Here is a 17251-nt window from a genome sequence, read left to right on the forward strand (position 1 = left end):
AAAAATGTTGATTGATAAATCAAGCAAACATGAAATTGATGTAGATGATATCCCGCTAAATCCAACCGGCAATCCCTGGTTAACGGATGTTATTGCAAATCGCCGCAATTTATTAAAAGGTGGTTTAGGTTTGGCATTGGGTGGGTTTCTTGGCGGCGCCTTGCCTGGTTGCAGTAATTTTTCGAAAGATGTAACAGGTTTTTTGGCAAAGAAAAAATCGCCAGTCATTGGTTTTTCTTCCGTTCCATTACAACACGCAGTTGATTTTGACCGTGTACTGATTGCGGAAGGTTACAACGCCCGCGCCTTTTTTTCCTGGGGCGATGAAGTGGTTGCCGGTGTAGCTCCCTGGAAAGCAGATGCAACTAATACCTGGCAGGAACAGACATTACAAGCCGGACAAAATCACGATGGTATGGCGTATTTTCCCTTTGCCGATGCGCCCAACGATCACGGTTTGCTGGTGATTAATCACGAGTATACCAATCCAAATTTGCATACCAATGGGCCGACCGAAACTCGCGATGCACAGGGTATGATTCATCGACCCGAACAGGAAGTATTAAAAGAGCAAGCGGCGCACGGTGTCAGTGTGATCGAAATAAAACGCGATCAACAAGGTATATGGCAGCGAGTAAAACAGTCGCCAATTAATCGCCGGTTAACGGCAAACACGCCGATGGAAATCACTGGTCCGGCGGCGGGCTCTGCGCATTTAAAAACAGCACAAGATCCTACCGGCACCCGCGTACTGGGAACATTAAATAATTGCTCGATGGGAAAAACGCCTTGGGGAACTTATTTGGTGTGCGAAGAAAATTGGCACAACTATTTTGTGAACCGCGATACGGCTGATTGGCAGGTGCGCAAATCCCATTCCCGCTATGGAATTTCCAATGGCTTAAATAGCAGCAAATATTATTGGGAATCGGTTGATCCGCGTTTTAATGCAACACCAACGCAAAAACAGTATCACGGTGGTTTTGTAAATGAGCCTAATCGTTTTGGTTGGGTAGTGGAGTTCGATCCATTTGATCCTGCATCAGTTCCCAAAAAGCGCACGGCCATGGGGCGTTATTCGCGCGAGTGTGCAACCGTATCAACGGGTGATCATGGCAAAATTGCTATCTATTCTGGCGATGATACTCGTGGTGAATATGTCTATAAATTTATACCGAAGAATCGCTATAAAGACGGCGATAATGTGGCAAATCGCGATTTGTTGGATGAAGGCACATTATATGTCGCTGCGTTTTATGCCGATGGCCGCGGTGCATGGTTGCCCTTAATCTGGGGGCAGGGTGGCCTTACTGAGCGCAATGGTTTTTATAGTCAAGCTGATGTAGTGATCAACGCGCGCGTGGCTGCCGATATTCTCGGCGCTACACCCATGGATCGCCCCGAGTGGATTGCAGTTGACCCGCACACCCGCGATGTTTATGTCACGCTCACCAATAATATTGAACGCGGTGTGAAGGCTGATCAACCGGTTAATAGCGCTAACCCCCGGGTGGAAAATCATCACGGGCAAATTGTGCGCTGGACTGAAAAGAATTCAGATCCGACTGCGATAGAGTTCAGCTGGGAGATTTTTTTACTCGCCGGTAATCATGCGCAAGCACCTGTGCCTGAAAACCAAAAAGGCAATATTCGCGGCGATTTATTCTCATGTCCCGATGGACTTTGGTTTGATGCAGATGGCCGTCTGTGGATTGAAACAGATTTTGATGATGATGTAGATGTGTATCAGCTTATGGGTTGCAATCAACTGCTTTGTGCTGATCCGGTAACACGCGACGTAAAGCGATTTTTGGTAGGGCCGCGCGGTTGTGAAATCACCGGCTTGACGGGGACACCCGATGGCAAAACATTGTGGTTGAACATCCAGCATCCGGGCATCAGTTATCCTGCCAGCGATGGTAAAACCCGCCCACGCTCCACGACTGTGTTGGTAACTAAAAATGACGGTGGTGTGATCGGAACCTGATTGAACTCATCAGTCACAAATAAAAAAGGCTCGCTAAATAACGAGCCTTTTTATTTTTTTGCAGTGAGTGGCATTACTGGCCTTTGCGCGATTCGCGAATATAAAAGCGAGCGTCTTTGGCGTGGTTGTAGCAATTGTCAAAATTTTCTACGGCTTGCATTGTACGCGCCGAGGTAATTAATCCGAGGGCTTTGGTATAGCTGACAGTACCGCTAAAACCTTCTGCTTTGGCAATGGACAATTCACTCCAGGCGGCTTCGATTTCCTGAGCGCAAGCACCGCGGTATTGGGTTTTTGCGGCGCAGGCTGAAAGCATTGTGGCAAGGACCAACAAGCTGCTAGCACACAGGATTTTTGCGGATGTCATATGTGATTCTCCATGGATGACGTTGATCATTGGATCAATATCTGGCTTAAGAGTTCACATTCTCGCTGGTGTGGAGGCGATTGCCAAGTGCGATGTTTCAGGCGAGCAGTGCATCTGTCTGGCAATGTAACTCACGGTCGATAATCCGTATGGCTTGGTTCAGTACCTGATCAAGGGATACATTCACATCAATCTCAAAAACATCAGTCTCATGGCTTGGATCTTCCAGGCTAGCAAATTGGCTTTCGACCAGACTGGGCGCCATAAAATGACCGGCACGCATATTGACGCGGCTTTGGATGGTACTTTTATCGCTGTGTAAAAAGAGGAAAATAGTTTTGAGTCCGGCTTTGCGTAACTCGTCGCGATGAACACGTTTTAGCCCGGAGAAGGCCAACGTTGAATGCTGATGTTTGCGTGCAGCATCGCGAAAATAATCGCGCATGCGGATGACCCAGGGTAAGCGCATGTCGTCAGTTAACGGCAGGCCTTGAGCCATCCGGTTACGCGCTTCCTGGCTGTGAAAATCATCGCCATCCAGATACTCATAACCGTAATGATCCGCGAGGGCTTTGGCTAGTGAGGATTTACCGCTACCGGAGACACCCATCAGGATAACAAGATTGGTGCTGGTATCGGGATTAGTGATGGCGGTTGGTTGGGGCATCTGAAAGTTTTCTCTTGTACATCTAATGATCAGAAGCATCGCGCATGCTAATGATAGCGCAATCATTGTGCTTGTGGTATGTTAGCAAAAAATAATAGCCAAGTGCAGATATTGCCTATGAAAACAACAAAAAAAAGAAGTTCCGATAAGAAAATTACCCTCGTTGATGTAGCCGATGCCTCTGGTGTTAGTGCAATCACCGTCTCGCGGGTTATCAACCAACCAGAAAAAGTATCGGAATCCCTGCGAATCCAGGTCCAAAAAGCCATTGATTCGCTTGGATACATACCCAACCAGCACGCCAGTTCCCTCGCATCATCCAAATCCAAAGTGATAGGCGTTGCCATTCCATCATTGAGTAACATCGTTTTTACCGAAGTACTGCGCGGTATATATGAGGTGATGGGAGCTGCAGGTTATAAAGTACTTTTAGTGGATACCCACTACTCGCCGCTGGAAGAGGAAAAAATGGTGCGCACGTTGCTGAGCCAATCCCCGGAAGGGTTGATCATCACCGGCGGCGACCAGACCAAGGCCTGTCAGAATTTCCTGCAAAAAGCGCGAATTCCTATCGTGCAAATCATGGAGTTGTTGGCCGAGCCCATTGATATGAATGTGGGTTTTGCCCACGGTCGCGCCGGTTTCGATGTGGTGCAGCATTTACTTGGACAGGGTTATCAACGCATTGGGTTTATCGGTGCGCGCATGGACCCGCGGGTGCAGCAGCGTATGCAGGGTTACAAACTTGCATTGGAGCAAGCCGGAAAGTTCGATAAAAATTTTATCGTCACTACGCCTGAGCCTTCGTCTACCGGCGTGGGTGGTGAGCTATTCAAGAGTTTGATGGCCTCTACTAACGGTGTTATCGATGCGGTTTTCTGCGTGAACGATGACTTGGCTTTAGGCGCATTGTTTGAGGCGCAACGCATGAATATCCGCGTGCCGCAAGATCTGGCAATTTGCGGCTTTAACGATATCGAAGTGGGCGCCTATACAAATCCATCGCTAACGAGTGTGTCAGTTGGTCGCTATGAGATGGGAGTGAAAGCATCGGAGATGATTATCCGCGTGCTCAATGACAAGCCTGTTGAATCTAAAAAAGTGGATATGGGTTACGAAATTAAAAAGCGTGCGTCAACCAGTCGCCTTTAACTGTCGCGTCTGGTGTTTCGTGTTAATAAAAATTATTTTTGAGGTGCGCTGTGACTATTGACCAAAGACCTATATCAACATTGGGTTCGCGCATTACCTGGCGAGAAAAAATCAGTTACGGTATTGCTGATCTTGGATTCAATTTTTATTGGGCAAACATCGCTACCTTTCTAATGATTTTTTATACCGATGTATTCGGTATTTCTGCACTTGCTGCAGGCAGCATGATGTTTACCATCAAGCTGATTAATGCATTTACTGATCCAATGATCGGTGCACTTTCGGATAGGACTCGCACCCGTTTCGGAAAATTTCGTCCGTATTTAATTTGGATGGCATTACCACTGGCTTGTGCGGGAGTGCTCACTTATACCACGCCCAATTTGGATGAAGATGGAAAACTGGTGTGGGCATACGGCACTTATTTATTGATGATGGTGTGTTACACCTGCATCAATATTCCCTACAACGCCTTGTCGGGTGTAATGTCGAGCGATACCCAGGAGCGCTCGACGATTAATGGGTTGCGTTTTATTTTTGCGTTTACCGGCAGCACGGTGGTGACTTATCTAACGCCGGATCTGGTGAAATATTTAGGTCAGGGGGATGAGCGGCTGGGCTGGCAATTAACCATGGTGGTGTGGGGAATCGCGGCCAGTATTTTGTTCATTTGGACATTTTTTAATACTAAAGAACGTGTACAACCCATCGCGCAGGAACCGAGTTCGGTCATTCAGGATATTAAAGACCTCACTCGCAATGGTCCCTGGGTTGTGCTCTTTTTCCTCGCGCTAATCATCATGATCACTATCACCTTGCGCACTAGCTCGGCGGCTTATTATTTCAAATACTATGTAGGTGATGCTGACCTTATTAAAACTTTTGTTCCCGCGTATATGGCCGCCGCAGCGGTTGGTGCATCGCTTACGCCGTTAATGACTCGCTACATCGATAAAAAAGTCCTGATGATGATTTTGATGGGCATCACTGCCGCTTTATCTTTTGCGTTTTATTTTATTCCTAAAGATCAGGTTGAATTGATGTATGCGTTGCAAATCGCAATTGGTTTTGTGTTGGGACCAAAATCGCCGTTGGCATTTTCAATGTATGCTGATACGGCGGATTATAACGAATGGAAAACCGGTCGTCGTGCTACCGCAATGACGTTTGCTGCAGCGACCTTCTCGCAAAAATTAGGTAACGCTTTGGCGGCGCTGATGATGGGTATTATTTTTGCCTCGCTGGGTTATGTTGCCAATGCAACGCAAACCGAGTCATCGCAAACCGGCATTGTCATGCTGATGTCATTTATTCCTGCACTCTTTGCCATAATTGCCGTGGTTGTCATGTTTTTCTATTCGCTGGATAACAAAATCCTCAAGCAAATCCAATTTGATTTGGCCGCTCGTAAAGCGCAGTCATAAGTTTTATGTCATTTTAAAAGTTCATGCTCAGGTAATTACCATGTTAAGACCTTCTCACAACGGTGAGCGTTACGATCTGCTAACGCCCACCGCTATGCCACGCGCTGCCGGCTTTTTATGGAACCAGCGCATGATGATCCAATCCACTTGCCGCGGTTATGCGGTTGCACAATTTATGCAGCCTGAACCAGCTAAATATGCCTATGCCCCCAATCTGGAAGCAAAAACATTTATGCAGCCAGAGCAACCTTACTATGCGCATCATCCCGGCCGATTTTTTTATGTGAAGGATGAGGAAACCGGGGAGATTTTTTCTGCGCCCTATGAGCCTGTGCGTGCAGATTATGAGAATTATGTATTTTCGATTGGTAAAAGTGATTTGCGTTGGACGCTGCAATCGCTCGGTATTGAAATAGCAATTACCTTGTCATTACCTGTGGCAGATATAGTTGAGTTGTGGGATGTAAAAGTAACCAATCGCTCCGGTCGTGTGCGCCGCATCAGTGTTTATCCCTACTTTCCTGTAGGTTATATGTCCTGGATGAACCAGTCGGCGGAGTATCGCACCGATCTTGGCGGCATGGTTGCAACTTGCGTAACGCCTTATCAAAAAGTTGCCGATTACTTTAAAAATAAACTCTTTAAAGACAAAACATTTTTCTTGCACGAACAAGCGCCGACAGCCTGGGAAGCAAAACAGGAAACTTTTGAAGGCGAGGGTGGACTGCACAATCCATCAGCCTTGCAAGAAGAAACTTTATCCGGTGGTGATGCCCGTTACGAAACTCCCGCTGCTATTTTGCAGTATCGTCTTACATTGTCGGAAAACGATGGGCAGGTTTATCGTTTTATTTTTGGTCCCGCATTCGATGATGCGGAAATCAAAAAGATGCGCGATACCTATTTAAGTGAACAGGGTTTTGCCAGGTCGCGCGCTGAATATTCTGCTTATGTGGCAAGCGGAAGTGGTTGCTTAAAAATTGAAACACCGGATGCCGGGCTGGATAATTTTGTAAACAACTGGTTGCCCCGCCAGGTGTTTTACCATGGCAATGTAAATCGCCTCACCACCGATCCACAAACGCGCAATTATCTGCAAGACAATATGGGGATGACGTTTATCAAACCCGATGTCACCCGCGCCGCGTTTTTGCATGCGCTAAGCCAGCAGGAAGAGTCGGGCGCTATGCCCGATGGGATTTTATTGATCGAAGGCGCTGAGCTGAAATACATCAACCAGATTCCGCATACAGATCACTGTGTATGGTTGCCGGTGTGTTTAAAAACCTATCTGGATGAAACCAACGATTACGCCATTTTGAATGAACCGGTTGCGGGTCATGATGGTAGGACGCTGAGCGTATTTGAGCGCATCAGCAACGCCATGCGTTGGTTGTTGCAAGCACGGGATTATCGCGGCTTGAGTTTTATCGCGCAAGGCGATTGGTGTGATCCGATGAATATGGTCGGATACAAAGGCAAAGGTGTCTCCGGTTGGTTGTCGGTCGCAACCGCTTACGCGTTAAATTTATGGGCAGACGTTTGCGCAAAAGTGTCTCGTGTTGATTTGCAGCAAGAATTTATCTCGGGTGCAAAAGACGTAAATGCAGCAGTGAATAAATATTTGTGGGATGGCGAATGGTTTGGTCGTGGCATTACCGATGATGATGTGGTTTTCGGTATCAGTAAGGATAAAGAAGGGCGTATCTTTTTAAATCCACAAAGCTGGGCGATCCTTGGTGGTGCGGCAAACGAAGAACAGCGCAAAAAAATGATCGCAGCAGTGGAAACGCAATTGGAAACACCTTACGGCGTTGCTATGTTGGCGCCTGCGTTTACCGCAATGCGCGATGATGTCGGTCGCGTAACGCAAAAACATCCGGGTTCGGCAGAAAATGGCTCCGTTTATAATCACGCTGCGGTGTTTTATATTTACAGTTTGTTCACTATCGCCGAAAAAGATCGTGCATATAAACTATTGCGGCAAATGATTCCCGGTCCAACTGAGGCGGATTATTTGCAGCGCGGTCAATTACCTGTCTACATTCCTAATTATTATCGCGGTGCATACCATCAATATCCGCGTACGGCAGGGCGTTCATCACAGTTGTTTAATACTGGCACTGTGTCCTGGGTGTATCGTTGTTTGGTTGAAGGTGTATTTGGTTTGCAGGGTGATGAAAACGGTTTGCGTATTGCGCCGCAATTACCATCCGATTGGCAAACCGCTAAAGCCACCCGACAGTTCCGTGGGGCGGTATTCCATGTCGACATCACGCGCGGTGATGTCGATGCGATTAAAGTTCATTGCGATGGTGAATTACTTGAGGGGAATTGCATTCAGAATATCCAGGTGGGGCATGAATACTCGGTGAGCGTAGTAATACCGTAATAGATTTTAGAAAAACTATCGGACAATAAAAAAGCGCTTCGACTGGAAGCGCTTTTTTTGCCTGCAGTTTAATGTTCTGCCTCAGTCCGTTTTTGCGGTTTTCTTGGACGCTTTGGTTTTTGCTGCAGGTTCGGCCGCGGCTTTGGCCTTTGCCGGCTTTGCTGTCGGTGCGGTGGCTTTGGGCTCTTCGGCAACCGGTTCGGCAGCTTTCGCTTTGGTTGCTTTTGCCTTGCTGGTTTTTGCCGGTGCTGAAGCCTGGCGTGCTTTTACGATGGAAAGATATTTAACCCAGGCTTGCTCAATCGGGCTCTTGGGGGCGCTTTGGTTGGCGATGACCTTGAGGATATGCTGGTCGTCAGCCGTTGGGTCAGAGACTTCCTCCATCATCAAGGCATTAACAAGAACTCCCTGTTTGCGAATAAGGCGTGCCTGGATATCGGAAAGACCGCCTTTTTCAAAACCGTCGGGGAAGTTAATAGCATCCTGAAAAGTTTGTTTCAGGTAGTGATCACGCGGCAGCATAAAGTATCTCCATTATTAGTATGTGCTTCGGGGACTGGCGCTAACTGCAAACAACCGCATCCTTGTTGTGGGTTGCTCTTTGGTTGATACCGCCCCAAGCCCAGCTCTCTTTTTGTGATGCCGGAAAAGCGTTCCGGGCAAAAGTTGCTGCCGAAGATAATCTGTTTTTGTGACAGTGTATAGAGCCAAAGTTGTGCTTTATGGTATCTATGGGAACAGGTTGGGCAAATTGCGGACATAAAAAAACCGGCTTGAGCCGGTTTTTTTCACGCTTGAAACCAGGTGGGTAATCAGGCTGCTGCCAATGCCTTGATCTTGGAGTTCAAACGGCTCTTATGACGAGCAGCCTTGTTCTTGTGGATCAGGCCTTTATCAGCGATGCGATCGATCACTGAAACAGCTGAAACATAAGCGGTTTGGGCAGCTGCTTTATCGCCAGTAGCGATAGCGGCAAGCACTTTCTTGAGGTAAGTACGCCCCATAGAGCGCATGCTTGCGTTGTGCTTGCGAGCTTTTTCATTTTGACGCGCGCGTTTTTTGGCTTGGGGTGTATTTGCCACCTTAGTGCTCCTATAGATAAATTCTGGACAAAACTGTCGAAAAAAGGGGTCGGGATTCAAGGACGCGACATTATGCCGTGTTCGATTGGTTTGTCAACCGCAGAAAGGGCTATCTTTTACTGGACCCGGCACATTGGGAAAGTGCCGGCTTACATTTACCCCGTTAGCTTGACATCGGGAGTGCCTGCTTCGCGTCACATGCCGCAAAATCTGTTGCCGTGTTAGTATTCATGGTTATAAATACGCCAAAAACTCAGGGGATTTTTGCGTGGCCGACAACGATGATTCCAATAAAACCAGGGTAAGGATTGTGGCTGAGGACAGCGAAACACAGATTGCACAGGATCGCCAATTGCCCGCTACCGACCTGCGCAACTTCACCCAATTCACGCAATACAGTGCTCCCCACAACCACTCTGCCGGTTTTGCACAGGCGCGTGAACTGGTCAAGCAATCCCAAAGCGGCAAAGGCACGCTGCTGAAAAAGCGCTTTTTATTGGAGGACGTTTTGGGGCATGGCGGTATGGGTACCGTCTACAAAACCAAAGATCTGCGCAAAGTCGAAGCAGAAGATCCCAATCCCTATATCGCCACCAAAGTCCTTAACCAGGATTTTAAAGATCACCCCGATGCTTTTGTCACCCTGCAGCAGGAAACCGCAAAATCGCAAACGCTTGCCCATCCCAACATAGTAACGGTGCACGATTTTGATCGCGATGGTGATACGCTATTTATGACCATGGAGTTGCTCGAAGGGCAACCGCTGGATCAGTTGATAAAAGCGCAACGCGGAAAAGGTTTAGCGAAAGAGCGAGTCTGGAAAATTACTAAAGATCTGTGTGCAGCACTCTCCTACGCACACCAGCGCCATTTAATCCATGCCGATTTCAAACCGGGCAATATTTTTGTTAACACTGACGGTAATGCCAAAGTGTTGGATTTTGGTATCGCCCGCGCCGCTTCTAAAGAAGTACAAAAGCATAAATTTGATGCGGGGCAGTTGGGAGCGCTGACGCCAGCTTATGCCACTATTGAAATGGTAAAGGATGAGCCGCTCGCTTTCAGTGACGATGTCTATGCGCTCGCTTGTGTAGTGTATGAAATGCTGGCGGGGCGCCATCCTTATAATAATCGCTCGGCTCTGCAAGCGTTTGAGCAAAAAATGCAACTCAAGCGATTGGATTGTTTAGGCTCGCGCGAATGGAAAGTATTGAGCCGTGCTCTGGCACCAGTGAAAGCTGTGCGCTATCAAAGCATTGCGCAATTTGCTGAAGAGTTATTTCCCAGGCGTAATCCTGTTTTATTAACGGCAGCACTCGGGTTCGCGGTAGTGTCATTAGCTGGCGCCGCTTGGTTTGGGTATAGCCAATATCAGGCTACCCAGCACTTGCAAAAAACCATTGCAGAAAAAATTACTGCAGCGCAATCCTGTTTTGCATTGCAGGATTTTGATTGCACTATCGAACACAGTTTGGTTGCCGCCAATCTCGACCCGCTTAACAGTGTTGCTATGCAATTGCTGGAATCTGCCCAGAAAGCAAAAGAGCAGCGTGTAAATGATGAGCGGGCGCGAGAGCTAATAGCAGAAGCGCAACATTGTTTGCAGCAACAGGATCTGGAGTGTGCTGCCTTATTTCTGCAGAAAGCCGAGGCAATTGGTGTTCACAACTCACATGTGGTTAGTTTTCACGAAGCCCTGAGTGTGGCGCGTGCGCAGCAAGCGCAATCCACCGCACAAAAACAGCAAATTATTACAGCTGCACTCGCGCGCGCGCAACGCTGTCTATTAAATAAGGATTATGCCTGCGCAGTGAGTAATGCCAATTCGGTGCTGGAACAGGATGCTGCAAACGCAGCCGCTGTTGAAGTCAAGCAAGCGGCAACGCTTGCACAAGGTCAGGTACGTGGACTGACAGAAAAAATTAACAAGTTGATGGTGGATGCCAATAACTGCATGGAGAAGAAAAATTATTCCTGTGCAATTGCTAAAGCCGAATCGGTTTTAGATTTGGATGCAGGCTATCAATTGGCAGCTGTATTAAAAAATCGCGCGCTGGAAACCCAGCGCAAACTGAAAGAAACGGGCTTTACTATTAAATAGTGAATAAGTAGTGAAATAAATAGCGACATCAATAACCGTCTTGGGGGGCTTATGAAATCCAGATTATTAGTTGCGATCATTGTGTGTGCGTTGGTAAATCCGGTTGCTGCATTTAGTCTTAAAGATCTAAAGGATAATATAGATCGCTCGCACAAATGTAAGAGTAATGATCAAGGATGCAAAAATCGCGAGCGTTTAAAAGCGGCAGCACGCGTCGCTGCGGTGGCTGTAGCGGTAACATTGATTACCAAAATGATTATCAACCACCGCTCAGAGCGCATTGCTAAAGAAGAGCAAGTGGCTGAAGAGTACAAAATCAAAAACCGGAATTTACCGGCTGAACCTACTGCAACTGAGTATCAAACCAAAACTCTACCGGGAAATGTGGTAGCTCCCGGGCAGGAGGTGATTATCCAGTCGGATATAGTGGTGGTGCCGGGCACCAAACAAAAAACGGCATTGATAGAAGAGCGTATTGCCATCTATGACAATGAAGATAACACCAGGGAATTAAAAAACTTTACCAAACCGGTCAATGAAAAGACCAAGCGTGGTGGACGCTATCAAAATGCGTTTTCATTTACTCTGCCAGAGGGATTGCCACAAGGTGTTTACCCGATCAAAACCGAGCTGCTTCTGAATGGTAAAGTAGTGAATAGTGCGAATAACGATATCCAGCTGGTATTGCAGGTTAATCCAGGTGGCGTGATGCAGCTGGTTGCGATGAGATGATTTGTTAGTGGTTGAAATTTTTTTATTTGCGTTAATGGTTATTTGTCGGTGTTAAAAAACGGCAAGGTGCCATTTGGCAACATAGTGGTCGGTAGTTGCCCGTTCCATTTTTCAGCTTTGGTCAGTTCAATCAAATTCTGGTTTTGTGCAAGGGCCTCAGCACGGCTTTTAATTGCAGAGGCTTCTGCATCGCCTTTAATGCGGATACTTTCCGCTTCTGCCTTGGCGCGCGCCAGTTGTGAATCGGCTTGCGCTTGGGTTACCGCGATCTGCGCTGTTACGCGTTCTTTTTCAAGGTTTTGTTTTTGGGTCTGTACCTCAACCCCAGCGCGCATACGGTCCTCTACGGATTTTTGGTAAGCTGCACTGAAATCAATATTTTCAATTTGCACCGAGTTAATCACAGCAGGTCCATTAATGGATTTGGTGATCGCATCGGTGACATCAAGGCCGAACTTTATCCGTTCTTGTACAACAGAAATCGCTGTGTATTTGCCGAAGATGTTTTCCACTTGGGTGGGAACTTGACGATCAACCACGCGTGCAATCATTGCATCGACACTGTTAAAGTTTTCATAAACTTCTTCCACTTTGTCGGCAGGAACACTTAAGGTCACTGACGCATTAATGGACACCGCGCTCACCCTGATCAACGGTATACCAACTGCCGTAGAGCACGGTAAGGATAAAAATGATAATCAACCCAGGGATAATTTTCACTGCACTGATGGGCTTAGGTGAGCTGAAATTGGTTTTTAACATGGCGTGTCCTTTAGTATGTCTAACTATTTTTTGTTGGGTATTGGGTTAATACTTCTATTCTTCAGTGGGATAAATAATCTTCCAGCTCCTGCAAGCGTGCAGGTGTGCCCACATCGCTCCAATGGCCTTGATGTACTTGTCCAGTTAACTGCCCGTTATTAATCGCGCGGCGCAATACCTCCACGAGCGGGAATTTCCGACGCTTGTCAGGATAGCCGGCAATCAATTCCGGGTTCAATAAACTGATTCCGCCGAAGGTAAATCGCTGTGGGTGAGTTTTATCAGGATCATTAATTAAACGGCCGTGATTATCCAGGGCAAAATCGCCGAGCGGATGAAAATCGGGATTGGGTATCAGCAATAAATGTCCGAATTGATTTTCTGTAAATTTCTTTTCAAAAAAAGGTTGCTGGATAAATTGTGCGAAATCCAGATCGCACCAGACATCACCGTTAACTAATAAAAAAGGTTCTGTGCCGAGTAAGTCCAGCGCATGCAAAATTGCGCCGCCGGTTTCCAGTGGTTCAGGTTCGGTGGAATAAGTAATCTCCAGTCCGAATTGTTTTCCATCGCCCAATTGCGCGCGAATTTTTTCACCGAGATAAGCGAGGTTGATAATTACTTCGCGGACGCCAGCGCGCTGCAAATTTTCCAGATGATATGCAATTAACGATTTACCTCCCGCGCGCAGCAATGGTTTGGGTGTGTGATCGGTGAGCGGGCGCATGCGGTTGCCGAGGCCGGCGGCGAGAATCATTGTTTTCATTGCTCGCCCGCCGTGTGGTAATCCTGATACCAGGATTGTTGTCGGGCGAGTGGCAATAAGGTTTGCTTGAACCAATCGGCGAAGGCTTGTAATTCAGGATATTGTTCAGCAACTTCCAGTATGTAGCGAATTGCTAACGGCAAGTCGTTGAGATAGCCGGGTTTGTTATCGCGTAAACACAAGCGCGCAAAAATGCCGAGCACTTTGATATGCCGTTGCAGGCCGAGCCAATCAAACCAGCGCAAAAATTCCATTTCGCTGACGGCGGGAATAATGCCGGCGCTAATGGCTTTGGTGCGATAGTCCAGTGCCCAGCGTTTTACCTGTTCCGCTGGCCAGCGCAGATAACAATCGCGCAGTAGTGAAGCCAGATCGTAGGTAACACCGCCCCAGAGCGCGCCCTGGAAGTCGATTACACCGAGCGCGTTATCCGCGAGCAATAACAGGTTGCGTGAGTGATAGTCGCGATGCACAAAGGTCTGTGGCTGGGTGAGGGCATTGTCTTCAAGCTGGATAAAAAGCGTATCAAGCATGTACCGCTCAGCATCGCCGAGGGAATGCCCAAGCAAATTACCGACAAACCATTCGCTGAAAATCTCCAGTTCGCGGCGCAGCAGGGTACGGTCGTAACGCGGTATAAGTGCGCTATCGTCCTGACTGCGATGTAATTGCAGGAGACTATTCAGTGCTTGTTGGTAGAGGTCGTCCGCATTTTGCTGGTTTGCCTCCCGAAACAGCAGGCGATCACCAAAATCTTCCACTAACAGAAAACCCTGGTCGACATCGGCTGCAGCTATCACCGGACTGCGCACACCCTGATGTGCCATAAAGCGGGCGATAGCCAGGAACTGGTGAGTATCTTCAGTGGCAGGCGGTGCATCGACTGCCAGCCATTGCGAGGGTTGTTGATAGCGGAAGTAGCGGCGAAAACCCGCATCACTTCCCAAACTATGCAACTCTATAGGATGTTCGCGTTCAGATGTATTCCGGGTTACCCAGTTTGCAAGTGCTAACTTTCTGGTGTCGACCACAACATTGGTCGAGCCAGGATCGGGAGGGGATTGGGGATTGGTCATGCAGATTCCGGGATCAGGTTAGTTATCGGCCGGGCTTGGCGCCTGGTTGCCTTAATGCCTGAATTCTAACCCAGGCAGGTGATTTCCCCCAATTCATTCCCAGTACAGGCGGTTTACAGTAGAATCGCTGCAATTTTTTCGGCGGCATACGCATGGCGCGCCTATTTGAGACCGCGGTTAATGGCTCCACACCAATATCATTCCAAACAGAACCTGCGCAGTAAATTCCTTCGCTCCCGCCTTGCCTTGTGTGTAGCAGCCCAATGCGCGGGGGTGCTGCTGCTGACTGCCCCGTTATCCTGGGCTGACGACACATCAGGCGCGACTAAAAAAGATCCCAACGAGCAATTGCGAGAATTGGATTGGATCCCGCTTGAAGAGTTGACTGAAGAGCAAAAAGCGACCGTCCCGACAGCTTGTTGCGGTGCTTATATCGCACCACCACGCAATGATGCTGAATCAGAGATGGATCCGGAGAAGGCCAATATTTTTGGTACGGCGGATTATTCCGAGGCGGAAAAACAGACCAAATTTATCATGCGCGATGACGTGCGCCTGACCCAGGGGCGTCGTTCGTTCAGTGCAGATACCTTCACTTTCGATAAAACCACCCGCGAAGCCGAGCTGGAAGGCAATATCCAGGTGCGCGAGCCAGGCTTATTGTTGCGTGCCGATAAAGCCTATGTTGATACCAATACAGGCAATGCCCGTCTGGATAATGCGCGTTTTGTGCTCTATGAAACCCGTGTCCGTGGCCGTGCTGAAAGTCTGGAAAAGTTTGGCGATACCATTATTCGCCTTGATCAGGGAACCTTTACCAGTTGTGAGCCGGGTGATAACACCTGGTCGATTGAAGGCTCCAATATCACCCTGTACAACGACAAGCATTATGGCACGGCCAAACATATGCGTCTGCATATTAAGGACATTCCGGTTGTCTACGCGCCCTATTTCCGTTTTCCCATCGGCCCTGATCGCCTGACCGGCTTTTTATTTCCATCGGTCGGCCTTGATAGCAGCGATGGTATCGGCGAATTTGAGGTGCCTTTTTACTGGAATATCGCACCCAATTACGATGCGACTTTCACTCCTCGTTATGTGTCCGAACACGGCTATATATTGGCGACCGAGTTTCGGCATATGTCGCGGTATTTTGATACTGAGTTGAGCGGCAGTGTGCTCAATAATGATCGCAGTGGCGATACCGGCCGCGACGATGGTGTGATTGACCAACGTTATCTCGGCAAAGACCGCTGGCAATACAATATCGCCCAGATTGGTGGTCGCAACCAACAGTGGTCGACCGAGATTGATTACACTGATGTGAGTGATACCGACTATCTACGCGATGTAGATAGCAGTTCGGTCGACTTGAACCGGGAGGCCTATATTCGCCAGCGTGTTGCAGCTGGCTACCATAGCGAGAACTGGCAATTTGGTGCAAAAGCAGAAGAATTTCGGCTGCTGACCAGCACCCAGCTGCCTTATCGCGAATTGCCCCGTTTGCATGCAGATGGCCAATATCGTTTCAGTGATTGGCTGCTTGAACTGGATAACGAGTACACCCATTTCGGCATGAATCGTTATTTTGAAGAGGATCCTGCCAATGCACTTTACAAGGCCGACCTGATCACCGGCGAACGTGTACGCACCAATTACAAGTTGACGTGGGACAAAGAGTTCACTGCAGGTTACATCAAGCCGGGGGTAGGGTTGAAAACGCTCGGCTATGAATTGGAAGCAACCAACATGCGCGCGGATGTCGATGACAGCCAGCAGTATTCTGCACCGCAGGGCTCACTCGATATGGGGCTGTTTTTTGAGCGCGATACCTCTTGGTTTGGCGATGCATTTATCCAAACCCTGGAGCCGCGGGCTTTTTATCTCTATCGCGATTACGAAAACCAGGATGCGCTTTACGGCCTGACTTCCGCTGCGAGCTATGTCAATTTCGATACCTCGGACCTGATCTTCACTTACGATCAACTGTTTCGCGACTCCCGCTTTTCTGGAGGTGATCGTATTGATGATACTAACCACTTGGCACTTGGCCTTACTAGTCGCTATGTCGAATCTGGCTCCGGGATTGAGCGTCTGCGCATGAGCATTGGCCAGATCAATTATTTCGAGGATCGGGAAATCAGCATTCTCAATAATGATGACGCCTACGCCAACACCCGCTCCAGCTCAGCAATCGCGACCCAGGTAAGTGCACAAATTGGCGATCATTTGCGAATGAGTAATGACCTGCTCTACGATCATCAGCAGGATAAAGTGTACTCCGTCAGCACCAGCCTGCATTACATGGATGAACAATACCGGATTTTAAATGTGGGTTATCGCTACAGCCGCGATCCGGTATCGCTCAGTCCGCTGGAAACCAATCCGAATATTGGCCAAACCTTGAATCAAGTGGATGTGACTACTATCTGGCCGGTTTCTAACCAATGGGCATTAATTGCCCGTGCCAACTACGATTTTACGTACAATGCGGAACTCGATACCTTTGCCGGGCTCGAATACACCGATTGCTGCTACCGCGTCCGCCTGCTAGCACGGCAGTGGGTGGATTTTGACTTCAGTCCTGACTTCCTGGCGAATCTCGACAGTGATGATTATGACCGCGGTATTTTTATCGAAGTGCAATTACGCGGTTTTGGCAATTTGAGTCAACGTATTAGTAACCTGCTCAACAAGGCTATGTATGGCTACGGTGAGCGTGAAAAATCTCTACAATAAAACA

Annotated in this window: 15 protein-coding genes; 7 read left to right on the plus strand and 8 right to left on the minus strand. The window is 48.1% G+C overall.

What is annotated here, in order from left to right:
• Positions 1-4 precede the first annotated feature (4 nt).
• On the plus strand, positions 5-1987 hold the full coding sequence (locus tag AC1RJL_RS19525; protein ID WP_492917162.1) for a PhoX family protein: 1983 nt from the start codon (positions 5-7) through the stop codon (positions 1985-1987).
• 73 nt (positions 1988-2060) lie between these two features.
• Here AC1RJL_RS19525 and AC1RJL_RS19530 read toward each other — a convergent pair whose 3' ends face one another.
• Both AC1RJL_RS19530 and AC1RJL_RS19535 read right to left on the minus strand, forming a co-directional pair.
• Positions 2061-2354, minus strand: a complete 294-nt coding sequence (locus tag AC1RJL_RS19530; RefSeq protein ID WP_492917164.1) for a hypothetical protein — start codon at positions 2352-2354, stop codon at positions 2061-2063.
• 97 nt (positions 2355-2451) lie between these two features.
• Positions 2452-3021: a gluconokinase gene (locus tag AC1RJL_RS19535; RefSeq protein ID WP_492917166.1), complete on the minus strand. Its 570-nt coding sequence runs from the start codon at positions 3019-3021 to the stop codon at positions 2452-2454.
• 117 nt (positions 3022-3138) lie between these two features.
• On the opposite strand from AC1RJL_RS19535, the gene gntR reads away from it, so the two are divergent.
• The 3 genes from gntR to AC1RJL_RS19550 are packed head-to-tail and all read left to right on the plus strand — an operon-like array spanning position 3139 to position 7989.
• Complete coding sequence (gene gntR / locus AC1RJL_RS19540) at positions 3139-4173, plus strand: HTH-type transcriptional regulator GntR (RefSeq protein ID WP_492917168.1); 1035 nt, start codon at positions 3139-3141, stop codon at positions 4171-4173.
• A gap of 50 nt (positions 4174-4223) precedes the next feature.
• Positions 4224-5597 (plus strand): MFS transporter, encoded by a 1374-nt coding sequence (locus AC1RJL_RS19545; RefSeq protein WP_492917170.1) that lies wholly within the window; start codon positions 4224-4226, stop codon positions 5595-5597.
• A gap of 40 nt (positions 5598-5637) precedes the next feature.
• Positions 5638-7989 (plus strand): GH36-type glycosyl hydrolase domain-containing protein, encoded by a 2352-nt coding sequence (locus AC1RJL_RS19550; protein WP_492917172.1) that lies wholly within the window; start codon positions 5638-5640, stop codon positions 7987-7989.
• An 81-nt stretch (positions 7990-8070) separates the two neighbouring features.
• On the opposite strand, the gene maoP is transcribed toward AC1RJL_RS19550, so the two are convergent.
• Positions 8071-8511 (minus strand): DUF413 domain-containing protein, encoded by a 441-nt coding sequence (gene maoP, locus AC1RJL_RS19555; protein ID WP_492917174.1) that lies wholly within the window; start codon positions 8509-8511, stop codon positions 8071-8073.
• Positions 8512-8801: 290 nt separating this feature from the next.
• Complete coding sequence (gene rpsT / locus AC1RJL_RS19560; protein WP_492917176.1) at positions 8802-9071, minus strand: 30S ribosomal protein S20; 270 nt, start codon at positions 9069-9071, stop codon at positions 8802-8804.
• A 268-nt stretch (positions 9072-9339) separates the two neighbouring features.
• On the opposite strand from rpsT, the gene AC1RJL_RS19565 reads away from it, so the two are divergent.
• A complete protein-coding gene (locus AC1RJL_RS19565; RefSeq protein ID WP_492917178.1) occupies positions 9340-11172 on the plus strand; it encodes a serine/threonine-protein kinase in 1833 nt (610 codons plus the stop codon).
• Positions 11173-11223: 51 nt separating this feature from the next.
• Positions 11224-11904, plus strand: a complete 681-nt coding sequence (locus AC1RJL_RS19570; RefSeq protein WP_492917180.1) for a hypothetical protein — start codon at positions 11224-11226, stop codon at positions 11902-11904.
• A gap of 38 nt (positions 11905-11942) precedes the next feature.
• Here the strand turns inward: AC1RJL_RS19570 and AC1RJL_RS19575 are convergent, their stop codons facing one another.
• From AC1RJL_RS19575 to AC1RJL_RS19590, 4 genes are all read right to left on the minus strand, one after another.
• Entirely contained in the window at positions 11943-12539 is a 597-nt protein-coding gene (locus AC1RJL_RS19575; RefSeq protein WP_492917182.1) for an SPFH domain-containing protein, read from the minus strand.
• Positions 12529-12666: a hypothetical protein gene (locus AC1RJL_RS19580; RefSeq protein ID WP_492917184.1), complete on the minus strand. Its 138-nt coding sequence runs from the start codon at positions 12664-12666 to the stop codon at positions 12529-12531. The genes AC1RJL_RS19575 and AC1RJL_RS19580 overlap by 11 nt, the downstream gene beginning before the upstream one ends.
• A gap of 61 nt (positions 12667-12727) precedes the next feature.
• Positions 12728-13432 (minus strand): N-acetylmuramate alpha-1-phosphate uridylyltransferase MurU, encoded by a 705-nt coding sequence (gene murU / locus AC1RJL_RS19585; RefSeq protein ID WP_492917186.1) that lies wholly within the window; start codon positions 13430-13432, stop codon positions 12728-12730.
• Positions 13429-14508 carry an aminoglycoside phosphotransferase family protein gene (locus AC1RJL_RS19590; protein WP_492917188.1) on the minus strand — a complete coding sequence of 360 codons (1080 nt, stop codon included), beginning with the start codon at positions 14506-14508 and terminating at the stop codon, positions 13429-13431. Before AC1RJL_RS19590 ends, murU begins: the two co-directional genes overlap by 4 nt.
• Positions 14509-14688: 180 nt before the next feature.
• On the opposite strand from AC1RJL_RS19590, the gene AC1RJL_RS19595 reads away from it, so the two are divergent.
• Positions 14689-17247, plus strand: coding sequence for an LPS-assembly protein LptD (locus tag AC1RJL_RS19595; protein WP_492917190.1), 2559 nt, complete (start codon positions 14689-14691; stop codon positions 17245-17247).
• Positions 17248-17251: the final 4 nt, after the last annotated feature.

The organism is Cellvibrio sp. GW822-FHT04B05, assembly GCF_058800985.1.

What these genes read in the sequence shown, in the direction of transcription:
- AC1RJL_RS19525 (WP_492917162.1), top strand. Translation starts at nt 5, where the DNA reads ATGTTGATTGATAAATCAAGCAAACATGAAATTGATGTAGATGATATC.
- AC1RJL_RS19530 (WP_492917164.1), bottom strand. Translation starts at nt 2,354, where the DNA reads ATGACATCCGCAAAAATCCTGTGTGCTAGCAGCTTGTTGGTCCTTGCC.
- AC1RJL_RS19535 (WP_492917166.1), bottom strand. Translation starts at nt 3,021, where the DNA reads ATGCCCCAACCAACCGCCATCACTAATCCCGATACCAGCACCAATCTT.
- gntR (WP_492917168.1), top strand. Translation starts at nt 3,139, where the DNA reads ATGAAAACAACAAAAAAAAGAAGTTCCGATAAGAAAATTACCCTCGTT.
- AC1RJL_RS19550 (WP_492917172.1), top strand. Translation starts at nt 5,638, where the DNA reads ATGTTAAGACCTTCTCACAACGGTGAGCGTTACGATCTGCTAACGCCC.
- maoP (WP_492917174.1), bottom strand. Translation starts at nt 8,511, where the DNA reads ATGCTGCCGCGTGATCACTACCTGAAACAAACTTTTCAGGATGCTATT.
- AC1RJL_RS19570 (WP_492917180.1), top strand. Translation starts at nt 11,224, where the DNA reads ATGAAATCCAGATTATTAGTTGCGATCATTGTGTGTGCGTTGGTAAAT.
- AC1RJL_RS19580 (WP_492917184.1), bottom strand. Translation starts at nt 12,666, where the DNA reads ATGTTAAAAACCAATTTCAGCTCACCTAAGCCCATCAGTGCAGTGAAA.
- murU (WP_492917186.1), bottom strand. Translation starts at nt 13,432, where the DNA reads ATGAAAACAATGATTCTCGCCGCCGGCCTCGGCAACCGCATGCGCCCG.
- AC1RJL_RS19590 (WP_492917188.1), bottom strand. Translation starts at nt 14,508, where the DNA reads ATGACCAATCCCCAATCCCCTCCCGATCCTGGCTCGACCAATGTTGTG.
- AC1RJL_RS19595 (WP_492917190.1), top strand. Translation starts at nt 14,689, where the DNA reads ATGGCTCCACACCAATATCATTCCAAACAGAACCTGCGCAGTAAATTC.